The 24,802-nt window shown below is 44.0% G+C and carries 24 protein-coding genes; 13 read left to right on the forward strand and 11 right to left on the reverse strand.

What is annotated here, in order from left to right; all coding sequences use genetic code 11:
• Positions 1-341 precede the first annotated feature (341 nt).
• The 3 genes from EAH55_RS31555 to EAH55_RS20960 all read left to right on the forward strand — a co-directional run bounded on the left by EAH55_RS31555 (position 342) and on the right by EAH55_RS20960 (position 1,538).
• Complete coding sequence (locus tag EAH55_RS31555; protein WP_394339792.1) at positions 342-548, forward strand: hypothetical protein; 207 nt, start codon at positions 342-344, stop codon at positions 546-548.
• Positions 549-874: 326 nt separating this feature from the next.
• Entirely contained in the window at positions 875-1,180 is a 306-nt protein-coding gene (locus EAH55_RS20955) for a hypothetical protein (RefSeq protein ID WP_121811393.1), read from the forward strand.
• Positions 1,173-1,538 carry a helix-turn-helix domain-containing protein gene (locus EAH55_RS20960; protein WP_121811394.1) on the forward strand — a complete coding sequence of 122 codons (366 nt, stop codon included), beginning with the start codon at positions 1,173-1,175 and terminating at the stop codon, positions 1,536-1,538. The genes EAH55_RS20955 and EAH55_RS20960 overlap by 8 nt, the downstream gene beginning before the upstream one ends.
• Here the strand turns inward: EAH55_RS20960 and EAH55_RS20965 are convergent.
• The 3 genes from EAH55_RS20965 to mnmE form a co-directional block, all read right to left on the reverse strand.
• Positions 1,518-2,714, reverse strand: a complete 1,197-nt coding sequence (locus EAH55_RS20965) for a tyrosine-type recombinase/integrase (protein WP_244228286.1) — start codon at positions 2,712-2,714, stop codon at positions 1,518-1,520. The two genes, EAH55_RS20960 and EAH55_RS20965, sit on opposite strands and share 21 nt — an antisense overlap.
• 4 nt (positions 2,715-2,718) lie before the next feature.
• The gene (locus EAH55_RS20970) at positions 2,719-3,279 is read right to left on the reverse strand and encodes a helix-turn-helix domain-containing protein (protein WP_121811396.1); all 561 of its coding nucleotides are present in this window, start codon (positions 3,277-3,279) and stop codon (positions 2,719-2,721) included.
• Between the two features lie 246 nt (positions 3,280-3,525).
• Positions 3,526-4,893: a tRNA uridine-5-carboxymethylaminomethyl(34) synthesis GTPase MnmE gene (mnmE, locus tag EAH55_RS20975; RefSeq protein WP_121811397.1), complete on the reverse strand. Its 1,368-nt coding sequence runs from the start codon at positions 4,891-4,893 to the stop codon at positions 3,526-3,528.
• A gap of 227 nt (positions 4,894-5,120) precedes the next feature.
• Here mnmE and EAH55_RS20980 point away from each other — a divergent pair, with 227 nt between their 5' ends.
• Together EAH55_RS20980 and EAH55_RS20985 are read left to right on the forward strand one after the other, a co-directional pair.
• Positions 5,121-6,179, forward strand: a complete 1,059-nt coding sequence (locus EAH55_RS20980; protein ID WP_121811398.1) for a nucleoid-associated protein — start codon at positions 5,121-5,123, stop codon at positions 6,177-6,179.
• Between the two features lie 81 nt (positions 6,180-6,260).
• Positions 6,261-6,554 carry a hypothetical protein gene (locus EAH55_RS20985; protein WP_112569244.1) on the forward strand — a complete coding sequence of 98 codons (294 nt, stop codon included), beginning with the start codon at positions 6,261-6,263 and terminating at the stop codon, positions 6,552-6,554.
• Between the two features lie 12 nt (positions 6,555-6,566).
• Here EAH55_RS20985 and EAH55_RS20990 read toward each other — a convergent pair whose 3' ends face one another.
• The 4 genes from EAH55_RS20990 to proS form a co-directional block, all read right to left on the reverse strand.
• Positions 6,567-7,403, reverse strand: a complete 837-nt coding sequence (locus tag EAH55_RS20990; protein WP_244228288.1) for a TIGR02757 family protein — start codon at positions 7,401-7,403, stop codon at positions 6,567-6,569.
• An 18-nt stretch (positions 7,404-7,421) separates the two neighbouring features.
• Entirely contained in the window at positions 7,422-7,829 is a 408-nt protein-coding gene (locus tag EAH55_RS20995) for an SMI1/KNR4 family protein (protein ID WP_121811399.1), read from the reverse strand.
• 27 nt (positions 7,830-7,856) lie between these two features.
• Complete coding sequence (locus EAH55_RS21000; protein ID WP_112569242.1) at positions 7,857-8,996, reverse strand: cystathionine gamma-synthase; 1,140 nt, start codon at positions 8,994-8,996, stop codon at positions 7,857-7,859.
• A 144-nt stretch (positions 8,997-9,140) separates the two neighbouring features.
• A complete protein-coding gene (gene proS / locus EAH55_RS21005; protein ID WP_121811400.1) occupies positions 9,141-10,613 on the reverse strand; it encodes a proline--tRNA ligase in 1,473 nt (490 codons plus the stop codon).
• A gap of 100 nt (positions 10,614-10,713) precedes the next feature.
• On the opposite strand from proS, the gene EAH55_RS21010 reads away from it, so the two are divergent.
• From EAH55_RS21010 to EAH55_RS21025, 3 genes are all read left to right on the forward strand, one after another.
• Positions 10,714-11,661, forward strand: a complete 948-nt coding sequence (locus EAH55_RS21010) for a hypothetical protein (RefSeq protein ID WP_162996944.1) — start codon at positions 10,714-10,716, stop codon at positions 11,659-11,661.
• Positions 11,662-11,694: 33 nt separating this feature from the next.
• On the forward strand, positions 11,695-13,176 hold the full coding sequence (locus EAH55_RS21015) for an OmpP1/FadL family transporter (protein WP_121811402.1): 1,482 nt from the start codon (positions 11,695-11,697) through the stop codon (positions 13,174-13,176).
• A 279-nt stretch (positions 13,177-13,455) separates the two neighbouring features.
• Positions 13,456-15,240 (forward strand): DUF885 domain-containing protein, encoded by a 1,785-nt coding sequence (locus EAH55_RS21025; protein WP_121811404.1) that lies wholly within the window; start codon positions 13,456-13,458, stop codon positions 15,238-15,240.
• Between the two features lie 201 nt (positions 15,241-15,441).
• Here EAH55_RS21025 and EAH55_RS21030 read toward each other — a convergent pair whose 3' ends face one another.
• The 3 genes from EAH55_RS21030 to kduI all read right to left on the reverse strand — a co-directional run bounded on the left by EAH55_RS21030 (position 15,442) and on the right by kduI (position 18,364).
• Positions 15,442-16,221, reverse strand: a complete 780-nt coding sequence (locus EAH55_RS21030) for a DUF4350 domain-containing protein (protein WP_121811405.1) — start codon at positions 16,219-16,221, stop codon at positions 15,442-15,444.
• A gap of 465 nt (positions 16,222-16,686) precedes the next feature.
• A complete protein-coding gene (locus tag EAH55_RS21035) occupies positions 16,687-17,502 on the reverse strand; it encodes an SDR family oxidoreductase (protein ID WP_121811406.1) in 816 nt (271 codons plus the stop codon).
• 31 nt (positions 17,503-17,533) lie between these two features.
• Positions 17,534-18,364 carry a 5-dehydro-4-deoxy-D-glucuronate isomerase gene (gene kduI, locus EAH55_RS21040; RefSeq protein ID WP_244228290.1) on the reverse strand — a complete coding sequence of 277 codons (831 nt, stop codon included), beginning with the start codon at positions 18,362-18,364 and terminating at the stop codon, positions 17,534-17,536.
• 267 nt (positions 18,365-18,631) lie between these two features.
• Here kduI and EAH55_RS21045 point away from each other — a divergent pair, with 267 nt between their 5' ends.
• Positions 18,632-19,246: a YhcH/YjgK/YiaL family protein gene (locus EAH55_RS21045; protein WP_121811408.1), complete on the forward strand. Its 615-nt coding sequence runs from the start codon at positions 18,632-18,634 to the stop codon at positions 19,244-19,246.
• Between the two features lie 123 nt (positions 19,247-19,369).
• On the opposite strand, the gene EAH55_RS21050 is transcribed toward EAH55_RS21045, so the two are convergent.
• A complete protein-coding gene (locus EAH55_RS21050) occupies positions 19,370-19,888 on the reverse strand; it encodes a lipocalin family protein (RefSeq protein ID WP_121811409.1) in 519 nt (172 codons plus the stop codon).
• Positions 19,889-19,999: 111 nt separating this feature from the next.
• Here EAH55_RS21050 and EAH55_RS21055 point away from each other — a divergent pair, with 111 nt between their 5' ends.
• The 4 genes from EAH55_RS21055 (at position 20,000) to EAH55_RS21070 (ending at position 24,787) form a co-directional block, all read left to right on the forward strand.
• Positions 20,000-20,797, forward strand: a complete 798-nt coding sequence (locus EAH55_RS21055; protein ID WP_121811410.1) for an NAD(P)H-binding protein — start codon at positions 20,000-20,002, stop codon at positions 20,795-20,797.
• A 75-nt stretch (positions 20,798-20,872) separates the two neighbouring features.
• Positions 20,873-22,402 (forward strand): glutamine-hydrolyzing GMP synthase, encoded by a 1,530-nt coding sequence (gene guaA, locus EAH55_RS21060; protein ID WP_114938881.1) that lies wholly within the window; start codon positions 20,873-20,875, stop codon positions 22,400-22,402.
• Positions 22,359-23,618 (forward strand): ABC transporter substrate-binding protein, encoded by a 1,260-nt coding sequence (locus tag EAH55_RS21065; protein WP_162996995.1) that lies wholly within the window; start codon positions 22,359-22,361, stop codon positions 23,616-23,618. Before guaA ends, EAH55_RS21065 begins: the two co-directional genes overlap by 44 nt.
• The gene (locus EAH55_RS21070; protein WP_121811412.1) at positions 23,615-24,787 is read left to right on the forward strand and encodes an RsmB/NOP family class I SAM-dependent RNA methyltransferase; all 1,173 of its coding nucleotides are present in this window, start codon (positions 23,615-23,617) and stop codon (positions 24,785-24,787) included. Before EAH55_RS21065 ends, EAH55_RS21070 begins: the two co-directional genes overlap by 4 nt.
• The last annotated feature ends 15 nt before the right edge of the window (positions 24,788-24,802 follow it).

The following is a 24,802-nucleotide window of genomic DNA, read 5'->3' on the forward strand; positions in this document are numbered from 1 at the left end:
TAATCATTGGAACGGCAGAACGAAGTACTACTGACACATCAGATATCTTTTAAACAGGGCGATTTTAGAAGATTTAATCCTACTCGCTACCGGATTCGAATAATTAATAACGTCCATGCCCCAATATATGTATTGGGAAAATTTGTTAACAATGAACAACATGGAACAGAACAACCAGCCGGTTATCGAACAAAAAAAGCCAGGCCTCCTCTATTCGGACAATTCTCCTGAGGTTGCTTTTTGTTGACACTATCGGGTGGCTTTCCGGACGTTTAAACATATATATCGGTCACCTTCATGTATTTGCCAATTCAATGGCCAGAAACGTTGTTTTTATGAGCATGTACTTCGGCGAAGGAAACCCGCAACGAGCACTTATGCGTATCCCATCCATTGTTGCTTTTTTGGTTGGAGTGCTTATCGCCTACCGAAGCCTTAAAATAATCGTTTTGCTTGTTGAGGCAATTTTTTGCGTTCGCGTTCCCAGACCTCTTGCTTGTTCTTTCCATTGCTTTAGTAGTAGCCATGCAAAACTCAAGTTTTTTTAAACTTGAACAATGGGCTCATAATTCAGTTATGGCCATAGGCAATCTATGCTGTATTGCGGAAGAACTCTTCAGAGAAACCATGCAGGCGCTTTCATTTCATCAATGGACTTGCTTTTCAAAGATCACTTGCCGTCCTGGATTTGCAATCCCGACCTGACTTCCGCGTTAAGATTAGGCGTTACTGAAAAGCTGCTTTTTTTCTTGATTAAACACATATTTACCGACATCCGAGTCGGACTAAATCGGAGAACACATAAATATCGGCCCTTAACTTTGCTGAGGATAAACCTTTTTCTAATTATAACAAATTAATAAGCTATCCTGCCATGAGTATACTACCACTATTGCATTTCTTTGAAAAAGCTAAGTTTGATCCAAGGATTTCAGTGACGCATGGCGGTCTTTATGCGGCCATTATTTATTACTGGCAAAGTCTGGATTACCCGGAATCTTTTCGTGTATTTGCAAAAGAATTAATGAAGCTGGCGAAAATTTCCTCATGCACTACTTACCATAAATGTATCAGAGACCTCAATGCTTATGGCTATCTGAACTACGAACCTTCATTCGATCGTAAAGTTGGCAGCCTGATCAGCTTTCCGTCCATTAACCACAATCAGCGCAATGAATAAAATTACTTTTGAAGAGCTGCCTGAAATGGTAGGCAGACTATTTGCCAAATTAGAAAAGATCGAGGCCCTGCTGAAGGGGCAAAAAGCAAATGAACAAGATACTGACGAGATGCTGACCGTCGACCAGGCTGCTGTGTTTCTTGACCTGGCGGTACCTACGCTTTACAGCAAGGTCAGCCGCCGTGAGATTCCTGTATGCAAGCCGGGTAAACGGCTTTATTTCAGCAAATCGGAGCTGACTGAGTACAAAAAAGGTGGCCGTCACCAAACCGTAAACCAAATGCTTGATGAGTACCAGGTGATTCCAAAAGTATTGAAACGTCGCTCCAAACGCTTTTCAGGGGGATACGGACGCTAACTTTTGGTTGATCTCCTTCAGTTCTTTCATCAGCAGGTCTATGATATTAACTTCGCTCAATGTCTTATTACTTAAACTGATCTTGCCACTGGCTTCTTTTTTAACCTTATCGATCAGATGCAGGTAGCGTTGTGTACTTTTCAGGTTTTTCTGCCCCAGCATCCGCATCACCGTATGAATATCGGTTCCCATAATGAGTTGCAATGTGGCAAAGGTATGCCTCAGGCAATGGAAAGTAAAGTTCGTTTTCTGTATTCCCGCACGTGTCAACCATAATGTAAGAAAAGGCTTAAGCCGTGAATACCTGATCCCTCTGAAAACCCGACTGTCAGATTCGGCTCTTACCCCCAACTGACTATGCGCTTCATTGGAAATCGGAAACGTCTCTGCTCCCTCTGTCTTCTCCTGCCTGAACTGTATATAATAATTATCCTCATAGCCTCTAACTTCCGACCATAACAAAGTCTCGATATCCGAATAACGTAACCCTGTCATCGCGGAAAAAAGTGCGGCTCTTGCCATCAGATCATCATCATTTGGTGTGGCGGCTAATTGCTGCAATTCTTCAAGCGTTAGAAATTCCCGGAATACCTCGCGCTCTTTGATCGGCTTCACCTGAGCGTAAAGGTCCTCGGTGATCAGCTTTTCTTTGTATGCTGCTTTAAGCATAGATCTGAACTTTGCAAAATAAGCGACGGCCGTATTTAAAGAGATACCTCTTCCATGACGTCCAACCGACGGGCCCGACAAAATATAGTCGCGGTATTCCTCACAGTAAGCTTCAGTCAGATCGCAGAAGCGGATATGCTTGCCCGCATATCCTTCAAAATAACGCCAGCCCATCTCCCATCCATAGGCATTCGTACCTGACTTTTTTGCGGCAACTTTTTTGAAATAATCGAGAAACTTACTTTGCCGCTGTGCTTTCGCAAGAAAGCCATAGGAGGCGTTTTGAATTTCCAGTGTTCGTTTTGCGCAAATATTTTCAGCAAGCAACATTGTTTCTTTATTATGCGTTTGCTCCAGTTCGGTCTGCGGTTTCGCAAAAATATAAAGGCCCAGAAACTCCCTTCGGGTGAATTGCCTGGTGTCAGGGTGTGGAATGGCCGGGTAGAAATCAAGATATAGTGATTTCCTTCCTTTCCCAATTGTTTTTTTCCTCAATGTCACACTCATAACTTCATTTATTAAATAGTTTATGAATCTCCTTTTTGGGCACATAGACGAACTTGCCCTGCTTTATTTTACGGACATCATGTTTTTTAATAAGTTCGTAAAAAGCCTTGCTCGACATACCGCTTACGTATTCAGCCTCAGCGATGGTATAACAATCACTGATCCGCAGTGGCTTTACCGGAACATCCTGTATCATGGGCTTTACCTTTGGCGGATTGAACAGTTTGTCGATATCTGCACGAAGTATCCGGGTTTTCCTGATGCCCAGGTTAGTTGCCGGTAATCTTCCTGAATTGATCATGTCATAAATCGCCTGCTCACTGCTTTGCAGCAAGGTGGCGACATCACCCACAGTGAGGTAGGACTTAGCCTGGATTTCATTTAGCGGTTTACTTTTAACCAGTTTCATCTCCTCTTCACTTTTGGCGATCTTCCCTTTTCTGACCCTTTGCTTATAACCACGTCTAGCACAATCAGTGGAGCAGAATTTGGTAACCGTCGTCCTGGCTTCAAAGTCCTTTCCGCAATATTGACAAACCCGCTTAACCCTGATATTTGAAGACATCTTTTTTAATATTTATAACTACAAATTAACCTATTTAAGATTAAATAAGTTTAAATAAGCCAAGTTATTTCCCCTTTAAAATATGACGAGGTACAAATTTCAGAACGAGATACAACTGAGGTACAAAAATAAACAAAACAACGCGAAAGAAACAAATGATAACGCAAAGAAAAAACCGCTTTAATCATTGATTAAAAGCGGTTTATCATGTTTTATTATGTAATACTTTGTGGTCTTAAATATGTGTCATTTGCCGATACAAAACTTACTAAATATATTCTCCAGCAAATCATCTGTCGTAACAACCCCTGTAATTTCGCCGAGATAATGAAGCGCCTGTTTAATATCCATCGACAGAAAATCAGAAGTAATACTACCATCAATCCCACCTAACACACGTACCAGGGCTTCTTCAGTTTTTTGCAGGGCTTCAAGGTGACGGATATTTGTTACCAATGTTTCATCACCGCTTAATTGATCTTTTACTGCCGACGAATAGATCTTATGCTTGAGCTCATCGATATGTCGCTTTTCTTTGGCCGATATAATAATAGCCCTATCGGTATGTGGCAGAGCCGATAGTTGTTCAGGATTAAGCAAATCGGCTTTATTGGCTACTACCAACATGGTAATCCCTGGCTTTTGCAAGCTTTCTATATCTTTGTTCAGTTCTTCTATGGTGATTTCGGCGGCATCAAACACATAAATCAACAGGGCCGACTGGCTGATCTTTTCCATCGTTCGCTGCACGCCCATCTGTTCAATCGCGTCGGTGGCTTCGCGGATTCCGGCGGTATCTATCAGCCTGAAATTAATGCCCTGGATATTTAGTACTTCTTCAATGGTATCTCTTGTAGTACCGGGGATATGGCTTACTATGGCACGTTCCTCATTCAGCAGCGCGTTCAACAGGGTCGATTTACCGGCATTCGGTCTGCCGGCTATTACTGTATTCACACCGTTTTTAATAGCATTCCCCAACTCAAACGAATTGATAAGCCGGCCTACGATCTTGGTAATTTCATGAATCAGATTTTTCAACTGATCGCGGTTGGCAAACTCTACATCTTCTTCGGCAAAATCAAGCTCCAGTTCTATCAGGGAGGCAAAGTTTACCAATTGTTCACGAAGGGCTTGTAGCTGGGTACTAAAGCCTCCACGGAGTTGCTGTAAAGCTACTTGCTGCGAAGCTTTTGAATTTGAAGCAATCAAATCGGCCACAGCTTCGGCCTGGCTCAAATCAAGCTGACCATTAAGGAATGCCCTTAGGGTAAACTCGCCGGGCTTGGCTGATCTTGCACCTTTTTTGATGAACAGCTTAATAATACTTTCAACAATATATCCCGAAGCATGGCAGGAGATCTCCAACACGTTTTCGCGGGTGTATGACCGCGGACCAACAAACAATGATACCAGCACCTCGTCCAAAATCAGGTCGCCATCGGCAATACTACCAAAATGGATGGTATGCGATGCTTGCTTGCTCAGGTCTTTACCTTTAAACACGCTATTAGCAATGCTTATGGCATCAGGGCCCGAAAGGCGGATCACTGCTATGGCACCCACCCCATTCGGTGTGGCAAGGGCTACTATGGTATCGGTATTGTCTGTCATCTTTTAGTTGATAGTTAATGGTTCATAGATCATAGCCTAAGCTTGCCTAATTACCAGGGCACAAAGGTCGTTATTTCAGGGATATTTTCCCGCCGGCCAATCACAATCCAATATTTATATGACCTAACTATTAAGAAAACCTCGCTCGTGGCTATGATCCATGAACTATTATCTATGAACTCTCCCCATCAACCTAATGACTAAAAACCTTACCTTCGCAGGCAATTATGGTAACTTTTTTTGAAGCTTCGCTCGAAACTATTTCGGTGCATCATGTTGGTAATCAGTCGCAGGAAGAGATGTATGCACTTTCTGAACAACCTTTGGAATTAAAGGATGATGTAATCCCCAACCTGCTAATGCAATATTTTCTGAAACCTTTTGAAAAGGCTAACGAGGTTTATCACCTGATGCATAGCAGCGGGGATCTGCAACTAAACGAGCTTCACCATTTTGCTACACAGGTGTTTGATGATAACACAAAATTCCACGAGGCATCTGAAAAAATAGCGAAGCATCTATATAAAGTTACCACTCACCCCAACATTAAAGGCGGCGAACTTTATGTGGTTTACTTCAACAAAGTACAAATTGAAGGCAACCCCTTAAATGCTATCGGTATTTTCAAATCAGAAAATAAGGAAACCTATCTTAAAGTCTACCCGGATAAAGGCGGTTTCCAGGTTGATTATGAGCAGGACGCCATCAACATCAATAAATTGGATAAAGGCGTACTGATCTTCAATATTGAAAAAGAGAACGGTTATAAGGTAGTGGTGGTTGATAAAACCAACACCGGACAGGAAGCTGCCCGATTCTGGAAAGATGATTTTCTACAGCTCAAAATTCGTAACGACAGCTTTAACCAAACCAACAATACGCTCGGCATTTACAAAAACTTTATCACCGAAAAAATCGACGAAGAGTTTGAGATGAGTAAAGCTGATAAAATCGACTTGCTCAATCGCTCTATGAAGTATTTTAAGGAGAAGGAAACTTTTGATATGGAAGAGTTTTCAAACGAAGTGATAGGTAACGAGCAGGCTATAGAGTCGTTCAAAAACTTTAAAAACCAGTACGAGGAAGAGTTTGACAGCCCTATCGCTGATAATTTCATCATTTCAGAAAACGCTGTAAAAAAGCAGGCCCGCGTTTATAAAAGCGTTTTAAAGCTTGATAAAAACTTTCACATCTACATTCATGGTGATAAAGAACTGATTGAGAAAGGTTTTGACGATGGCCGGGCAATGAACTATTATAAAGTGTATTTTAAGGAAGAGGCATAATCGTAAAAAATAACAGATTGTAGATAAACCTTTGTTTTTCGTCAGAGTCATACCTGTAACACGAAAAATAAACTTAATCACATGTCTGCCTTAAAAAACGTACTGATAACGCTGTCCTTTTTGCTGATCCTTGCCGGTTGCAGTGTAAAACACTATACCATTGGAATGAGTGAAAGCGAATTTAAAAACTCAGAAAAGTATAACCTCGAGTTGGTTGAAGAAACCTCGCAACATGCTGTTTACAGACGGGTGGCTTCGGCAGACGCACAAATGAAGCCGCTGTCATACCATTACTATTATTTCAATAGCGGCACGCTGGTACGCACGGAACTTATTGAAACGAACAAACCAGACATTGTTTTACTGAGTAAATAAGTGCGCTTATCTTTAAAGCTGCACGCCCCAACGTTCTTCTATCCCTAATCCAAACAAAGCGAAATCGTACTTAACCGGATCATTAGGATCAAACTCACGTAGCCTTTCGGTTAGTTCAACGGCAGTTTGCCAGTCGGATTGTTTACGGTTGATGAGATTGAGTTTACGTGATACCCTGTCTACATGCAAATCAAGCGGACAGATCAGGTCGGCGGGTTTTATACGGTTCCAGATACCAAAATCAACACCATTATCGTCCTTACGCACCATCCAGCGCAAAAACATATTCAAGCGTTTACAGGTAGATTTTTGCGAAGGTGACGACACATGCTTTTTAGTACGATGCGGAAAATCGGGCAAAGAAAAGAAATACGACCGGAAACTATTGAGTGCATGCTCTACAGCTAAATCTTGCTCCCCCCTTAGGGGGCCGGGGGGCAAAAACGCGTCCTCCAACGATTCAAAGCGTTCATAATGCTGCCTGAAAAAAGCTATAAAATAAAGCGTATCCACATCGTTAAACGTGCGGTGTTTAAACTTTAAGAGTCTTTTAAGATCGGACTCTTCATGATTGACAATGAAATCATAAGGCGCGCCATCCATTAAGGCGATGAGTTCCTTACATTTTTTGATAATGGTAACCCGTTGCCCCCAGGCCAGGGTAGCCGCCCAAAAGCCCATGATCTCGATGTCCTGCTTCTGGCTAAACATATGCGGAATAGTCACCGGATCATTCTCAATAAATTCAGGGCGATTGTACTGGGCAACTTTAGCGTCGAGGAAGGCTTTTAAAGCTTCGCCCCCTATCCCCCTAAAGGGGGAATTGTTCTTATCAGATCCCATATCCATGTGCCGAAAAGTTCACATTTAATATATTTCACGTGAACCACTGTTTATCATACCTATTGTTTCTATAAAAGTAAGAGCGATAGGTTCGTGGTCAGTTGAATAATCATTAAAAATGCCCACCGTATTTCTCTTAAAGCCAATAACGTGGCTATTTATTAAAAAATCACAAAAGCCTATAATATTTTTATCCTTGCTTTCGACAAATTCTTCTATAATCCTATCGAGTGACCAAAAAGAAAACATATACTCTTGACATTCATAATCATGAAACCCGTTCACAACAGCATAAAGCGCTTTAAAATCATCAGGAAAGCTAAAACTTAAAATAGTTTCAGCTTTCCCGAAATCCGCGGCAGTTGCGGGTGGGTTCATGTTAACCTCACATTCATCCCAAAACGCAATAGCTTCCTTTATCCAATCCTCCATAAGAAAGTTTTGATTAAAGGCTCCTTTTTAGCTCAGCGCTTGCTTGATATCCTCCAACAAATCCTCAATATCCTCAACCCCTACGCTTAGGCGCAGCAAGTTGTCAACTACACCGGCTTTTTCACGCTCGGCTTTTGGGATGGAGCCGTGGGTCATGCTTACCGGGTGATTGATCAATGATTCAACACCACCCAATGACTCGGCCAGTGAAAACACTTTAAATGATGACGCGATGCGGAAAGTTTCCTGCAGATCGGCATCTTTCAATACAATGGAGATCATGCCGCCAAAATCACGCATCTGCTTTTTAGCTATGTCATGATTAGGATGATCGGTAAAGCCCGGCCAGTAGATTTTTTCAACTTTAGGATGATCTTTCAAAAACTCGGCTATCTGCCTGCCGTTCTCGCAATGAGCTTTCATACGCAGGTGCAGGGTTTTGATACCACGCAGCACCAGGAAGCTATCCATAGGCCCCGGAGTGGCACCACAGGCGTTGTAAATGAACCAAAGCTTTTTGTAAAGTTCTTCGTCGTTCAGCATCAATGCGCCCATTACCACATCGCTGTGGCCACCTATGTATTTGGTTACGGAATGCATTACAATATCTGCCCCCATATCTATCGGGTTTTGCAGATACGGCGAAGCAAAGGTATTATCCACCACAAAAAGCAAATTCTTTTCTTTGGTGATCTTGCCGATGGCTTCCACATCCACAATGCGCATAGTTGGGTTGGTAGGTGTTTCTATCCAAACCAGCTTGGTTTTATCATTTACGTGGGCGCGAACAATCTCCGGATCGGACAAGTCCAGAAAATGGAATTTAACGCCGTAGTTAGCAAATATTTTAGTGAAGATACGATATGAACCTCCGTACAGGTCATTACCGGTAATCACCTCATCGCCCGGAGCAAGCAGCTTCATTACGGCATCGGTAGCACCCATACCGCTCGAAAAAGCCAAACCAAACTTCGCGTTTTCCAAAGCAGCCAAACAATCTTCCAGCGCCTTACGAGTTGGGTTAGTACCACGTGAGTACTCATAACCCTTATTATCCCCCGGCGATTTCTGCCAATAAGTAGATGTCTGGTATATCGGCGTCATGATAGCGCCAGTTGTTGGATCGGGCTCCTGCCCTGCATGTATTGCTTTAGTTGCGAATTTCATAAGCCCCCCAGCCCCCTAAAGGGGGTGTTTGGAATGCGTTTCAATCCCTACGATGAAACCTGTTTACATTAATTATATCCTTTAGGGATGGATACATAAATTTAGCCCTCTACTCCAGCACTCCCCTTTTAGGGGGCCGGGGGGCTAATACGCCCTTGCAAAAAGAACCCTCTGCGTAGAAGGCTTACCGGTAAAAATACATTTACCTTCCTCTTGTTTATTATCCAAAGGTATGCAACGGATTGTCGCCTTAGTTTCCTCTTTTATTTTTTGTTCGGTTTCAGATGTGCCGTCCCAGTGTGCACTGATAAAGCCTGGCTCTTCGTCAAGTACACGTTTAAACTCTTCCCAGGTATCAACCTCTTTGGTATTCCCGGCACGGAAATCGAAAGCTTTTTTGTAGATATTTTGTTGAATCTCCTCAAGCAGGTTTTCGATGACCTGTGCAAGGCCTTCCTGGTTAACAGTTTCTTTGGTTTTGGTATCACGGCGGGCCAGCTCAACAGTACCGTTCTGCATGTCACGGCTGCCAATGGCTACACGCAGCGGCACGCCTTTCAGTTCGTACTCGGCAAATTTAGCACCCGGACGATGGGTGTCGCGGTTGTCAAACTTAACCGAAATGCCTTTTGCCTTAAGCTCCTTGCTCAACGCTGCTACATAAGCCGAAATATTGTCAAGCTCTTCCTGATGTTTATAGATAGGCACTACAACAACTTTTATAGGGGCGATTTTTGGAGGCAATACCAAACCGGCGTCATCGCTATGCGCCATGATCAGCGCACCAATTAAACGGGTTGAAACACCCCATGAAGTAGCCCAAACGTAATCAAGCTTATTTTCTTTATTGGTGAACTTTACATCAAAAGCTTTTGCAAAGTTTTGTCCTAAAAAGTGTGATGTACCGGCCTGTAAAGCTTTGCCATCCTGCATTAAAGCCTCAATACAATAGGTATCCAATGCGCCGGCAAAACGCTCATTAGCTGTTTTACGGCCTTTTACTACAGGCAACGCCATCCAGTTTTCGGCAAAATCAGCATATACATCAAGCATTTGCTCGGTTTCAGCTATAGCTTCCTCAGCTGTAGCGTGCGCGGTGTGGCCTTCCTGCCATAAAAACTCGCTGGTACGTAAAAACAAACGGGTACGCATTTCCCAGCGCATTACGTTTGCCCACTGGTTAACCAGGATAGGCAGGTCGCGGTATGATTGGATCCAGCCTTTATAGGTGTTCCAGATAATAGTTTCTGATGTTGGGCGGATGATCAGCTCTTCTTCAAGCTTAGCTTCCTCATCCACAATAATATTCCCCTCGCCATCATTTTTGAGGCGATAATGGGTTACAACGGCGCATTCCTTTGCAAAACCGTCAACATGGCTGGCTTCTTTACTAAAAAAAGACTTGGGTATTAAAAGCGGGAAATAGGCATTGCTGTGCCCGGTTTCTTTAAACATCTCGTCAAGTACCGCCTGGATCTTTTCCCATATCGAATAACCGTACGGTTTAATGATCATACAGCCCCTAACCGGCGAATATTCGGCCATGTCAGATTTAATTACTAAGTCGTTAAACCATTGCGAATAATCTTCGTCTTTACTAATAACACCTTTGCTCATATTGATTGGATAGAATTTGGACTTGTGTAATTGTTGTATATTGCTGCCAAATTTATAAATTTAAAACTTATTTGACCTTGCACTTTTTACTTACCTGCATATGAAACGGAACATCGCGATAGGAATGTTTATTATCGGTGCCATGGCGCTGAGTTCCTGCTCTACAACCAAGCTTGCATCAAACCAAAGTAATGATGACGTTTATTTTTCTGACGCGCGAGCGGGCGATGAACCTGTTTATGCACAGCAGCCAGCCTACAACCAAACTCCGGCTGCCCAGGATGGGTACAGCGATGACGACGATGACTACTTTTATTATGATGATTATGCTACACGCATAAACCGTTTCAGCTACTTCTCCCCTTTTGGCTATTACGACGACTTTTACTCAGCATATAACAACTACCCTTACTATAACTACGGATTAGGCTACGGTGGCTTAGGCTATTATGGCGGCCCTGGCTATTACAGCGGCTGGGATTTAGGCTATGGCTACGGCGGATACGGTTACGGCTGGGGCCTTGGCTACGGTTATGGTGGCTTAGGTTTAGGTTACGGCTATGGATACGGCGGCTGGGGACACGGCTATTACGGCGGTGGTTACGGATACGGTGGTGGCTATGGCGGTTATTACGGAGGCGGTTATGCTTCATCCGGTACGGCAAGACCTTACCGTGGCAATGGCAATCCGTTTGCAGGTAGCGGCGGTCGCCCTGTTAGCAGCGCCGTTTCGGGCATAGGATATGTTCCAGGAGGCCGTAACAGACCTCTTGGCAGCCGCACAAATACTTACAGTACATATAGTACAGGTAGCAACGGAAGCAACAGCTATAATAATAACACGGGCACCCGTTACGCACGCCCGGCCCGTACAGATGCGGCTCCTACACGTGACTCGCAGCCTGTTTACAGGCAACCACAGGTTGAGCGTGCATCGCAGCCTCAACCGTCATATACACCGGCATCATCAAGCTCAAGCGGCGGCGGCAGTTCACGCAGCACCGGCAGCAGCAGCGGAGGCGGCGGTGGCAGACCATCAAGACCATAAACCTAAATCTTATATCTTTTTTACCTGAATTTTATGAAAATCAAGTATTTACTAAGCGTAATTGCTATAGTAGCAATTACTAAAGATAGCTTTGCGCAATACTCACAGGATGCCATCAGGTTTTCAACCTTTCAAACCGGGTCAACATCACGCATTAAAGCTATTGGCAACGCAGGTACAGCTATAGGCGGCGATCTGAGTTCGATAAGCGGCAATCCCGCAGGTCTGGGCTTTTTCACCCACTCGGAGGTTAGCCTTACACCTGAGTATGACAATTCAAAAATAAACTCAAGCTTTTTTGGGCAGGCAGGCAGCGCAAACCGCAATGATGTAAACATGAGCAATGCCGCTATAGTTTTATATCAGCAGCTTAATACCACACACAAGGATAAAAGCAAAGGCTGGCTAAGTATTAACTACGGAGCGGGTTACAGCCGTACCAACAACTTTTATGAAAACGTTGCATACGGCGGTACCAATCAAACAAGTTCTATTTCTGATTACTACGCTGGTATAGCCAAACGCGAGGTTTCTCAGTACGGCAGCGTTAACCCCAACGGTCTTGACGGCTGGGCTTATGATCATGTATTAATCGATAACTTTGGCCCGGCTACCGATCCAAATTCTTATTCAAGCACCGTAAATGTTCCGGTAAGGCAATTGGCGGGTATTACCCATACAGGTGGTCAGTCGGAATTTAACCTGTCATTCGGTGCCAATTACAGCAATAAACTTTATGTGGGTTTAGGCTTGGCCATTACCGATATCAGGTACAACTCAAACAGCGCGTTCACCGAAAATGGTAACGCCGTTATAACTAATGGCGGTGCCCCTACCGATTTTTCATCAACCTTTTTGCAAAGCCAGGCAACTAAAGGTTCGGGCTTCAACGCCAAACTGGGTATTATTTACAAACCAGTACAGGCAGTACGCTTAGGTTTCGTATTTACTTCGCCAACGTTTTATAATATCGACGACTCCTATACTGAAGGACTTCAAACCCAATACACCGGCGGAACCAGCTACAGGAATGTATCTGAGCCATACCAGTTGAGCTATAACCTGCGTACTCCACTAAAATTAGCCGGTGGTGCCTCCGTTTTCATTGGCAAATATGGTTTTATAAGTGGCGATGTTGAATATATTGATTACACCACTACACATTTAAGCAGCAACGACAGCTATACTGCCGATGGTGATAACAGCGATATCAAGTCACTTTATCGCTCAACAGTAAACCTGCACGTAGGTGCCGAAATTAATGTAAACAGCCTGGTTTATTTGCGCGGCGGTTACAGTCAGCAAGGCAACCCGATGAAAGATCTGGGCAGTGATATTAAAACTGTTAGCGGTGGTATAGGTGTGCACTTTGGCGCTTACTTTATTGATGCTACCTACGCGAGGGTAACCGGCAGACAAACGCTATTCCCTTATGATGTTGGAGCAACCAGTCCTTTCGCCGATTTGAAAAAAACTAATAATAATGCGTTCCTAACTTTAGGATACCGTTTCTAGACCGTTGATCTTTTTGAGTGATTACTCTGATTGCGTTGATCTGTTCAGCCTCCCTTTTTATGAAAAAAGGGAGGCTATTTTTTTTATCAAGAATTCAACATTGCGCTATTGTTAGTGACAACACCAACGACGGCGAAAAATCAACTATCAAAAAACATCTGCGAAATCAACGTAATCAAAAAAGTCAACGGTCAAAATGTGCCATTATCAGCGAAATCAATGCAATCAAAAAAATCAGCGGTCAAATAACTAACTTGCCATTCAAAATTTAAATTGACCATGAATAAAAACCTACTTAAAAGCGCGGGCATACTGATGCTGTTGACTGGTATCGGCTTTAATGCCCGGGCCCAGCAATCTGCCGAAACCAAAGCCTGGGTAGCCAAATCAAACGAGTATACCAAGATCATCATTGATCTGGATAAAAAATATTCGCCCGAATACGGATCATCACAGGGGCTGGCGGAGTACGACAGCGATATTGCCGTACCAACTCTGCAAAACATAATGGCCGAGCGTAAGGATGAGGAGGCCGTTGTAGCCAAACTTACCGAAGTCCTTAAAACCGAGAAAAATACATTTATCCAACAGGATATCAATATCATCATAACCCATCTTAAATTAGGTTTCCGTCAGCAGGATTTTGAGCTGAGCCGCCAGGTACCTTTTCTTAATGCGTCATCAACTGTTTACAGCGGTTTGGAAACCCTGCTTGATGATCAAACACCGGAAGCCCGCCGCCAGGCAGCTGTAATGCGCATCCGTAAATATGCCGGACTTGAAAAAGGCTATAAACCTTTAGCGACTATTTATATGGAGCGCGTTCAACACCAGATGGCAGGTAAAAACATGATCTATCCGTCAAAACAACGTATGGAAACCGACCTGTCGCGTAATGCCAGCATCGTAAGCGGTATTGCAGAGCTTTGCACCAAATACAAAGTAACCGGCTGGGAACAACCTTATGCTACGCTTAAAAAGCAACTGGAAGATTATGATAAATGGGTAAAAGCAAACGTACTGGTAAAGGCCCGTACAGATTTCCGCCTGCCGCCCGAAGAATATGCCATGAATTTAGAATCTTATGGCATTGATATCCCTCCGGCCAAGGTTGCCGAAATGGCACACGCCTTATTCAATGAACTTCAGAATGAAATGAAGCCCATTGCCGAGCAAATTGCAAAAAAACGCAACTTGCCATCAAGCGATTACCGCGCTGTGATCCGGGAGCTTAAAAAAGAGCAAATCCATGGTGATTCTATTATTCCGTTGTATGAGCAGCATTTGAAGGATATAGAAGGTATTATCCGCGAGCATCAATTGGTAACATTGCCAAACCGTCCGGCCATTATCCGTTTGGCTACTGCTGCCGAAACCGCACAGGGCCCGGCCCCGCATATGGTACCGCCGCCATTCCTGAACAATACCGGCCAGCGTGGTGTATTTGTGTTGCCATTAAATATGCCTGCATCGCCCGGCGAAAAAGCGACCGACAAATACGACGACTTTACATTTGACGCAGCCTCATGGACCATCATAGCCCACGAAGCACGACCAGGTCATGAATTGCAATTTGATAAAATGGTAGAAGAAGGCGTATCGCAAGCCCGCGCGCTGTATGCCTTTAACTCAACCAATGTTGAGGGCTGGGGCTTATACTCTGAATACATCACCCGCCCTTATATGCCTTTAGAAGGTCAGCTGGTATCGTTAGATTACCGCCTGCTCAGGGCAGCCCGCGCTTTCCTCGACCCGGAATTACAAGCCGGCAAAATAACCCAGCAGCAGGCTCTTGATGTGCTGATGAACGATGTTGTACAATCGCGCGCGTTTGCCCGTCAGGAGGTTGAACGTTATACCATTAACGCTCCTGGCCAGGCTAACAGCTATTTTTATGGCTTTACCAAAATGATTGCCCTGCGCAAGGATACCGAAGCCGCTTTAGGCAGCAAATTCAACGTCTTGCATTTCCATGATTTTATCCTGTCGCAGGGTATCCTGCCTCCGGCCTTGATCCGCGAAGCGGTTATGAATGATTTTGTTCCGAAAGAGAAAGCTTTGTAAGCGTATTCCTATTTCTACAAACAAGATCGCCGAATAGTTAAACTATCCGGCGGTCTTGTTTTATTCTCCGTGTCATTTCGAAACGAGGAACGAGTGAGAAATCTTATACGCCATGCTTATCCGATCAACAAGGCGTACAAGATTTCTCCTTCGCCCCAAAGCGCTTTCCTCCCCTGCTCTCTCGAAATGACAATTCTTTTTTTACTTCTTCGCCTGTTTCAGCAGCCATTGCGCTACATCATTTGCAGCCTTGTCATTCTCGTATCCAGCGGGTAATCTTCCGTTCACATATTCATTATACAACCAGGGGTCGCCAACGGCTATTACGGTTCCTTTGCCGTATTTGGCCGATGCTATTATAGTTGCCCCTTCCTTGTTTTTGAGTACGGATACGGCAGCACCGCTTAAGCCTATCGAACAGGCATCCTTCATGAAAACTTTGATCGCGGTTTTCAAAACCGGGTTGTTTTTAACATAAACGGCACCATCTTCAAAGTGGGCATCATCAATTACGTGGTTTTGCAGATCATTATTAAAATGCATCCCGAACTTAGCGGCGAGATTATTAAAATGAGGTAGCTCAACGTTAACACTGTCATTGGCCATCATCAGTAACACGCCACCCTTTTTAACCCAGGCTGCAATTTGCTCAATATCATTTTCCTGGATATAGTTAGGATTTGGGCTTTCCTTTTTGGTATCCGGGTCAACAATAATGTAAACCGACGATCCCTTCAGGTTTTCCAATGTCGGCGCAACGCCAAGCGTATCCAGCTTAGCCCCGCGACTTGTAAAAGCTTCACCAAAAATCTTGAAACCGTTGTTATCCGTTTCATCCCACAGGTAATGAAAACGCTCGGGTTGACCGTTTGCACCTTTGTGTACCTCGTGATTAAAATAATAATCGAGGGTTACGGTTTGGGCGTTTGCGGCAAAACCTGCAAGGGTGAATAATGTGATGATTGATGATTTGAGTTTCATTGTAGGTTTATTATTGGGTTAGCTTTCGGTAGGCGTTATTAACTTTTATTATCTGTTTTTCCATGTGTTCAACTTTTAAAGTGTAAACACCCTCACTTATTTCAAAAACAAAACACCACTGATAATCAATAAGTTGAATTTTATAAAAACAGTTACTTTAGCAAAATCGAACACATCAACGCTGACAATCAACAAGTTACATTTAAGCGAAATAAAAAATTGAACACCCGTTTTTCAGAAATTGAACACTCATTTCCGGATGCAATTTTGCAGCTTGTGGCCAGCATTATTACAACAACTATTCCGATGATTTATAATTCCCTCCCTCGGGAGGGGTGCGGCTGGATGTGTGATGCAGGGAGGGGTTTATTCGCTTTGCTAAATGTTTTACATAGCGACGAAACCCCTCCCTACACCCTCCCAGGGGAGGGAATCGCACAGGCCTCTCTTTATTCTTTTTTTTAATTACACCCCGCCAAAAATCGAGAACCCGCCGTCAACGCAGATCATCGAACCGGTTACAAATGCCGAGGCGTCGCTTAGTAGCCATACCAAGGCGCCTTTCAGCTCATCGGCCTGACCAAAGCGTTTAAATGGCGTTTGTTTGATCACCAGCTCGCCGCGTTGGGTATATCCGCCCTCGGGTTTGGTTAGCAGGTTACGGTTTTGTTCGGTAAGGAAAAAACCTGGGGCCAATGCGTTCATCCTGATCTTGTCGCCATGACGGTTAGCCAGTTCAACGGCAAACCATTGGTTATAGCAATCAACAGCGGCTTTACCCATATTGTAGCCTAAAACTTTAGTAATGGCCCTTTTGCTGTTCATGGATGATATATTAACAATGCTGCCTTTACCTGTTTGGGCAATGGCTTCGCCAAAAACCTGTGTAGGGATTAGTGTGCCCCAAAGGTTCAGATCCATCACTTTTTTCATCCCTTCGATATTCATTTTAAAAATATCCTCGTCGGGCTGCAAAACACCTTCGGGCATGTTACCACCGGCGCCATTTACCAGGCCATCTATCCTGCCGAAAGCTGCCAGCAATTTATCTTTAGCGGCCACCAGTTCAGCCTCATTCATCACATCAGCTACCAGGGCAATAGCCTTACCGCCTGCCTGGTTTATCGCGTTAGCACGCTCTTCTGCTACCTGTGCATTACGACCCAGGATACCTACGGCACCTCCGGCTTCAACAATGCCATCAATAAACGCTTTTCCTAATATGCCTGTTCCGCCGGTAACTACTATTACTTTACCGGCTAATGAAAATTGATTATCCACTTAAATTATATTTTTCGGGTTGATTGTATGATTATTTCAGATCTGTTATCGCGATGGCATCCATATCGGTATAATCCAGGTTTTCGCCTGCCATACCCCAAATAAAGCTATAGTTTGATGTACCACTGCCCGAGTGAATACTCCATGGCGGCGATACCACAGCATCATAGTTATCCATAGTGATATGTCTGGTTTCCTGCCCCTCGCCCATGTAATGGAAAATCTTTTGTCCTGCAGGCACATCGAAATAAAAATAAGCCTCCATACGGCGGTCATGCACGTGTGCAGGCATGGTATTCCAAACACTGCCCTCGTGCAGTATGGTTAAGCCCATCACCAGCTGGCAGCTTCTTACACCTTCCAGGTGGATGTATTTATTAATGGTACGCTTGTTTGCCGTAGCTATTGAACCCAGTTCAACTTTAACAGCATCGGCATGGGTAAGCTGCGTTGTAGGGTAAACCGCGTGTGCCGGCGACGATAACAAATAAAATACAGCAGGTACCGAGGCATCCTTGCTTTCAAAAGTTACGCTCTTAGTCCCTTTGCCAATGTACAGGCAATCCAGTTTGTTCATTTCAAAGGCCTGACCGTCGGCTTTTATGACGCCGGCACCGCCTACGTTGATGATGCCTATCTCGCGGCGCTCTAAAAAATATTCGGCGCGTAGGTTTGGGTAGTTTGGCAACTCAAGTGTTTTGCTTACCGGGTTGGCCATGCCTACAATCATCCTATCGTAATGGGTATAGGTACAATTGATCTGATCGGCCTGTACCTGTTTATCAATCAAAAATCGTTCACGTATGGTGGTGGTATCGTAGCTTTTAAAATCCGATGGGTGGACGCTGTGTATTGTTTTCAAAGCAAATGTTGTTTTAGAAGACATTGGTTAATAACTACAATTCTACAACGTTAAAAAGTATTAAAAAAGGTATCCATACCTTATTTTCACTCAAACGTTATAGTTTATCTGCCGTACCTTAGCGCTAATAAAAATTAAACTATAACGTTAAAGTAAATATTTAACGGTTAGTATATTGTTTTATTTATTTAAGCTTGTATAATTGAATGCCTTAACCAGAATCCGTTACCGCGCTGCCAATTCAATAACCGATAAATAATTAAAACTATGAAACATTTAACAACTTATAAAAATATCATGTTGCTAATACTTTTTTCGCTTACAGCTGCGGGTGCTTCGGCTCAACAGCAGGACATTACGGCAAAAAGCGCCAAAACCTGGGTTAAAAGCCGCGTTTGGGCCAATGGCCTTAAACTGAAGTTAAACTCATCAACCAATGATGTGGAGTTTGCAAAACAATACGCTGCAAACAAATCCGCTTGGGATAAAGCGTTTGAATTTCTTCGCGAACGTAACCTCGAAACTATAGAACCAGGCAAATACACTATTGATGGCGATAACGTTTATGCCATGATCACCGAAGGCCCCTCAAAAGAGCCTGAACAGGCAGCTTGGGAATCGCACCAAAACTATATCGACGTGCAGTACGTGATCAAAGGAAAAGAAAAAATTGGCGTTGCACCTATTGAAAGCCTTACTGTAACCAAACCTTACGACGCTGAAAAAGATTTCGCGAATTACAGCGGCGAAGGCAAATATTACACCGCTACTCCCGATGAGTTTTTCCTGTTTTTCCCAAGTGATGGTCACAGGCCTAATATGAAGGTTAATGGCTATGATAAGGTAAAGAAACTGGTTATTAAGGTTAGGGAGATAAAGTAAATTTCCCGTTTGTCATTGCGAGGAGGAACGACGAAGCAATCGCATACTATACAGGGCGGACCTGCATAGCATGCGATTGCCGCGCTTCGCTCGCAATGACATATTTATGTCTCTATTTATTTTTTATACCTGCACCGTTTTCACCAGCTTCCTCACATCAAATCCCTGTTCGGCGGCTTGCACTACCAGCTGGTTATAGATCTGCTCATCCAGTGTTGAACGGCGACTTATTATCCACAAGTAATTTCTGTTAGGATGGCCTACCATGGCGTAGCTGTAATCATCGGCCAAAGCTATGATCCAGTATTTGCCTTTAAAGGGCCATTGAAATTGTACGTCAAGCTTGGCGTTACTTGTTTTATCGGCAACAACGGCACGGCCTTCAACTATTTTTATTTTATTGTCTTTTATACAACGGTTTTTAACAACGATGCTGCCGTCTTTGGCTAAACCATAGGCCGCTGAAGTAAAGGTGCATCCCGATTCAAAACATTGCGGTAAAGCGGCAATTTCAAACCATGAACCAACATATTTTTTCAGATCGACGTAGGGAACAGTTTGCAATGGTTTGCAGCGGGTAGCCTGCAGGGCCAAAGCTGTTAAACCTAATGCTACAGAGGTTGCAATAATCTCTTTCTTCATAAAACATTAACGCCCGGTATGCCCAAAAAGTTTAAACCAAAAGCACATTAATGGCAGTCAAACACCATATCATTATTTAATTACCTTTGCGCCAAAGCATTATTTTACAACATGCCCGGTATAACAAACATCAGTATTTTAGGCTGCGGCTGGTACGGCAGCGCATTAGCAAAAGCTTTGCTTGCCAGTGGTATGCAGGTAAAAGGCTCAACTACCTCGGCAGTTAAACTTGACGACCTGGCGGCCATGGGCATCAAACCTTACGTCGTTAACTTTTTGCCCAACCAGGAGATATATGATGCTGATTTTTTTAACTGCGAGGTTTTATGGATAGCTATCCCGCCTAAAACCAGAGGTGGCGAAGGGTCTATCTTTTTGGAGAAAATAAAGAGCATCATCGACGCTATAAAACGCCATCAGATCGAAAATGTGGTATTCATCAGTTCGACCGCAGTTTATGCCGATAGCAATAAGCATGTAAATGAACAAACCGATCCTCAGCCTAATACAGAATCAGGGCGAATATTATTGGAAGCCGAAAACCTGTTCCTTGCAGAGAGCGGATTCAAAACAACCATCATCCGCTTTGCCGGCTTGATTGGGCCTGCCCGTAACCCCGGTAGGTTTTTCGCGGGTAAAAAGGAGATCCCTAACGGGGATGCTCCTGTAAACCTCATACACCTTGATGATTGTATCGGGATAAGCAAAGCTATCTTGGCTAAACAAGCTTTCGGATATTTATTTAACGGATGTTCGCCCGATCACCCTGCTAAGGCTGATTTTTATACCCGCGCGGCTATGGATTCGGGGTTTGAAAAACCTGAATTTATACGTGAGCTTAACGAATGGAAAATTGTGGATAGTTTGAATACCAGTGCGATCCTTGATTATCAATGCAGCAGTTTATAATCGATCATTTCAATCTCCCATAAAAAATCCGAAATCCGGAATCCCAATTTTCAAATCAAAATCCTATCTTTGCCCATGCAAGAAAAAATCCTCATTCTTGACTTTGGCTCGCAATTCACCCAACTTATAGCGCGCCGTGTCAGGGAGCTCAATATTTATTGTGAGATCCACCCATTCAATCATTATCCCGAAATTGACAGCACTGTAAAAGGTATCATCCTTTCAGGCAGTCCTTATTCTGTAAGGCAGGAAGACGCTCCTCATTTCGATTTTGAAAAATTCCACACCACACGCCCTATTTTAGGTGTTTGCTATGGTGCTCAATACGTTGCCCATTTCCACGGCGGCGAAGTATTGCCATCAAGCACCCGCGAATACGGTCGTGCCAACCTGGAATACATTAAACAGGATAATCCATTGTTTAAAGACGTTCCCGGCGGTTCACAGGTATGGATGTCGCACGGCGATACCATTGCTACCATTGGCGATAACTTTGAGGTAATTGCAAGTACCGATAGCGTTAAAGTTGCCGCTTACCAGGTTACCGGTACCCAAACTTACGGTATCCAGTTTCACCCGGAAGTTACCCACAGTATTGATGGCAAGCAATTGCTGCAAAACTTTTTGGTTGACATTTGCGGTTGCAAACAGGATTGGACACCAGACTCGTTCATCGAAACCACCGTCGCCGCGCTTCGCGAAAAAATTGGCGATGATAAAGTAGTACTTGGTTTGTCAGGCGGTGTTGATTCATCGGTTGCTGCTGTATTACTGCACCATGCCATCGGTAAAAACCTGCACTGTATATTTGTTGATAACGGCCTTTTGCGTAAGGATGAATTTGAGCAGGTGCTTGAATCATACAAACACATGGGCTTAAACATAAAAGGCATCGATGCCAAACAACGTTTTTATGACGCGCTTGCCGGCTTAACCGATCCTGAAAAGAAACGTAAAGCTATCGGTCGTGTATTCATCGAGGTATTTGATGACGCCGCGCACGAAGTACAAGACGTGAAATGGCTTGGTCAGGGTACCATCTATCCGGATGTTATCGAATCGGTATCGGTTAAAGGCCCTTCGGCTACCATCAAATCGCACCATAACGTAGGTGGCTTGCCCGACTTTATGAAACTTAAAGTTGTTGAGCCGCTTAACACTTTGTTTAAAGATGAAGTAAGGAAAGTAGGCAAGGCATTAGGTATCGATCCTAATATTTTAGGTCGCCACCCATTCCCTGGGCCAGGCCTGGCTATCAGGATTTTGGGCGATATCACCCCTGAAAAAGTGGCGATATTACAGGAAGCCGATGCAATTTATATAAACAATTTACGTGCTGCCGGAGTTTACGATAAAGTTTGGCAAGCCGGCTCTATATTTTTACCGGTTCAATCGGTAGGTGTAATGGGCGATGAACGTACTTACGAAAACGTGATTTGCCTCCGTGCCGTTGAATCGGTTGACGGGATGACCGCCGACTGGTGCCATTTACCGTACGACTTGCTGGCTAAGATCAGCAACGAGATCATCAACAACGTAAAAGGAATTAACCGGGTAGTATATGATATCAGTTCAAAACCACCGGCCACCATTGAGTGGGAATAAGTGGTTACCGTTTTTTTGCATAGCATTGCTGCTGGCCGCGTGTTCACCAAAAACGCGGCCGGTAGCAACTACCGTAAAAAAACCGACTGATAACACCGAAAAAAAGCCCGGCAATACCACCGAGAAACCGGCAGAAAAGGCTTCGGAACAAAAAGTGGCAAACATTGCCATGCTCCTGCCCCTGAATTTGGAGCACTTAAATCCGGCTCAAAAATACAGTCCGCTTCAGATAAGCCAGGCAAATATCGCGGTTGAATATTACCAGGGATTTAAACTCGCCCTTGATTCGCTTACCGCTTATGGCAATAATTACAAGCTGCAGATCTTTGACTCAAGAGATGAGGCTATGCAGGCGCATGACCTGGCCTTAAACGCGTTTATCCGCTCGAGCGACTTGATCGTGGGCCCTGTTTTTCCGGATGGTGTAAAGGCATTTTCCGGCGCGTTATCTTATTCAAAAGGGCCAATCTTGTCGCCGTTGTCGCCCGCCAACCCGGCCACCATCAACAGCAAAAACTTAATCACTGCTATCCCCCCGCTTGAATATCATGCATGGGGCGCTGCTGAATATATCAACAGAACAGTTAAGCCTAAAAAGATCTTCATCCTCCGTTCGGGCTTTAACCAGGAAAATGATTACGCTGTCAACTTTAAAAAAGCTATCGACAGTTTAAGCAAAAAAAAGGTAAAGGTTACCAACGTTTATGTTGTGCGCGGGAAATTAAGCAGCCTGCTTCCGCAGCTTTCCAAAACCGAAAAAAATGTGTTTGTGATCCCCGCTACCGATCAGGCTTTTTTAGGCGTAACCCTCCGCTCGTTAGATACCTTGAACAAACACTATCCCGTTATGGTGTTCGGGCACCCGAGCTGGGAGAAGTTCAGCTTCCTGAAACCGCAACTTTTACAACGTTTGAATACGCATATCACCTCTACCGAAAAAATAAATTACAAAGCAGGGGCCACAACAACATTTTTACGTAACTATAGGCGCGCTTATCACGTTGAACCGACCGAATACGCCATTAAGGGTTTTGATGAAGGACTATACTTTGGCAGGCAGCTTTTTGCCGATAAAGGATTGTCATCAATTGAGGGAACCGATTTTACCGGCTTGCATAACAGCTTTCATTTTATAAAGAAGCCGGGGCAGGGTTGGATCAATACCCACGTAAATATATTAATGTACACTAACTTTGAGCTAAAACAGGTAGAATGAAGGCTATAAATCAGCTTAAAACGTTTCAGCGAATTTTGGGTGAATACCCTGCCGATACGCCACTAAGTAAATTTTTACCCGGCTTTTACCGGCAAAACAAACAAATGGGCTCAACCGACAGGCGGGTTGCCAACCGGTTGGTGTATAACTACTTTCGCCTGGGCAGGGCATTGCCCGATGTGCCCGAAGACGAGCGCCTTTTAGTCGCCGAGTTTTTATGCAATACCCAAACTAACTCCTACCTGCAAAACTTTAAGCCCGAATGGGCCGCTTGTATAGGTTTTAGTGACGATGATAAACTGGCCCTCGTAAAAACCTCCTACCCTGATTTTAAACTGGAAGATGTTTTCCCCTGGAGCAGCCAGCTTTCGGAAGGCATTGATAAAGAAGCTTTCCTGAAATCGTTTTTTTACCAGCCCGATCTGTTTATCCGTGTCCGTAACGGTTATGATCATTTGGTGAAAGCTGAGTTAACCAAAGCTCAGGTTGTATTTAAGGATGAAGGTAACGGCTGCTATTCGCTGCCCAATGGCACACGCCTTGAAACCATATTTGCCAAGCAACACTGGTTTGAGGTGCAGGATTATTCATCGCAGCAAACAGGCAACTATTTTAAGCCGCAACGCTGGGATAGCTGGTGGGATGCCTGCGCGGCATCGGGCGGCAAATCCTTATTGCTGCATGAAGACGAACCTAATATCAAACTGGTTGTATCCGATATCCGCGAGTCCATCCTGGCTAATCTTGATGAGCGCTTTCAGCTTGCCGGATTAACCAAATATCAAAAAAAGGCCCTCGATCTTACACAGAATATCGATTCGGTGATGCATGATTACGCTTTCGACGGGATCATCCTCGATGCCCCCTGCAGCGGCTCAGGCACCTGGGGACGTACTCCCGAGATGATAGCCCAGTTTGATAATCATAAAATAGAGTTTTTCCAGAAGCTTCAAAAAAGCATCGCCCAAAACGTAGTAAAATATCTTAAACCCGGTAAGCCCCTTATCTATATCACATGCTCTGCCTTTAAAGGAGAGAATGAAGATGTAGTTGATTACCTGGTAAACGAGCTTGGATTAAAGTTGGAAGAAAAAGCGGTGTTAAAAGGATACGAGCGCAAAGCGGATACCATGTTTGTAGCAAGGTTGAGCCCTTCTCCGATAGTATAAACCACCATGTCATTG

The organism is Mucilaginibacter kameinonensis, assembly GCF_003675385.1.
Classification (GTDB): domain Bacteria; phylum Bacteroidota; class Bacteroidia; order Sphingobacteriales; family Sphingobacteriaceae; genus Mucilaginibacter; species Mucilaginibacter kameinonensis.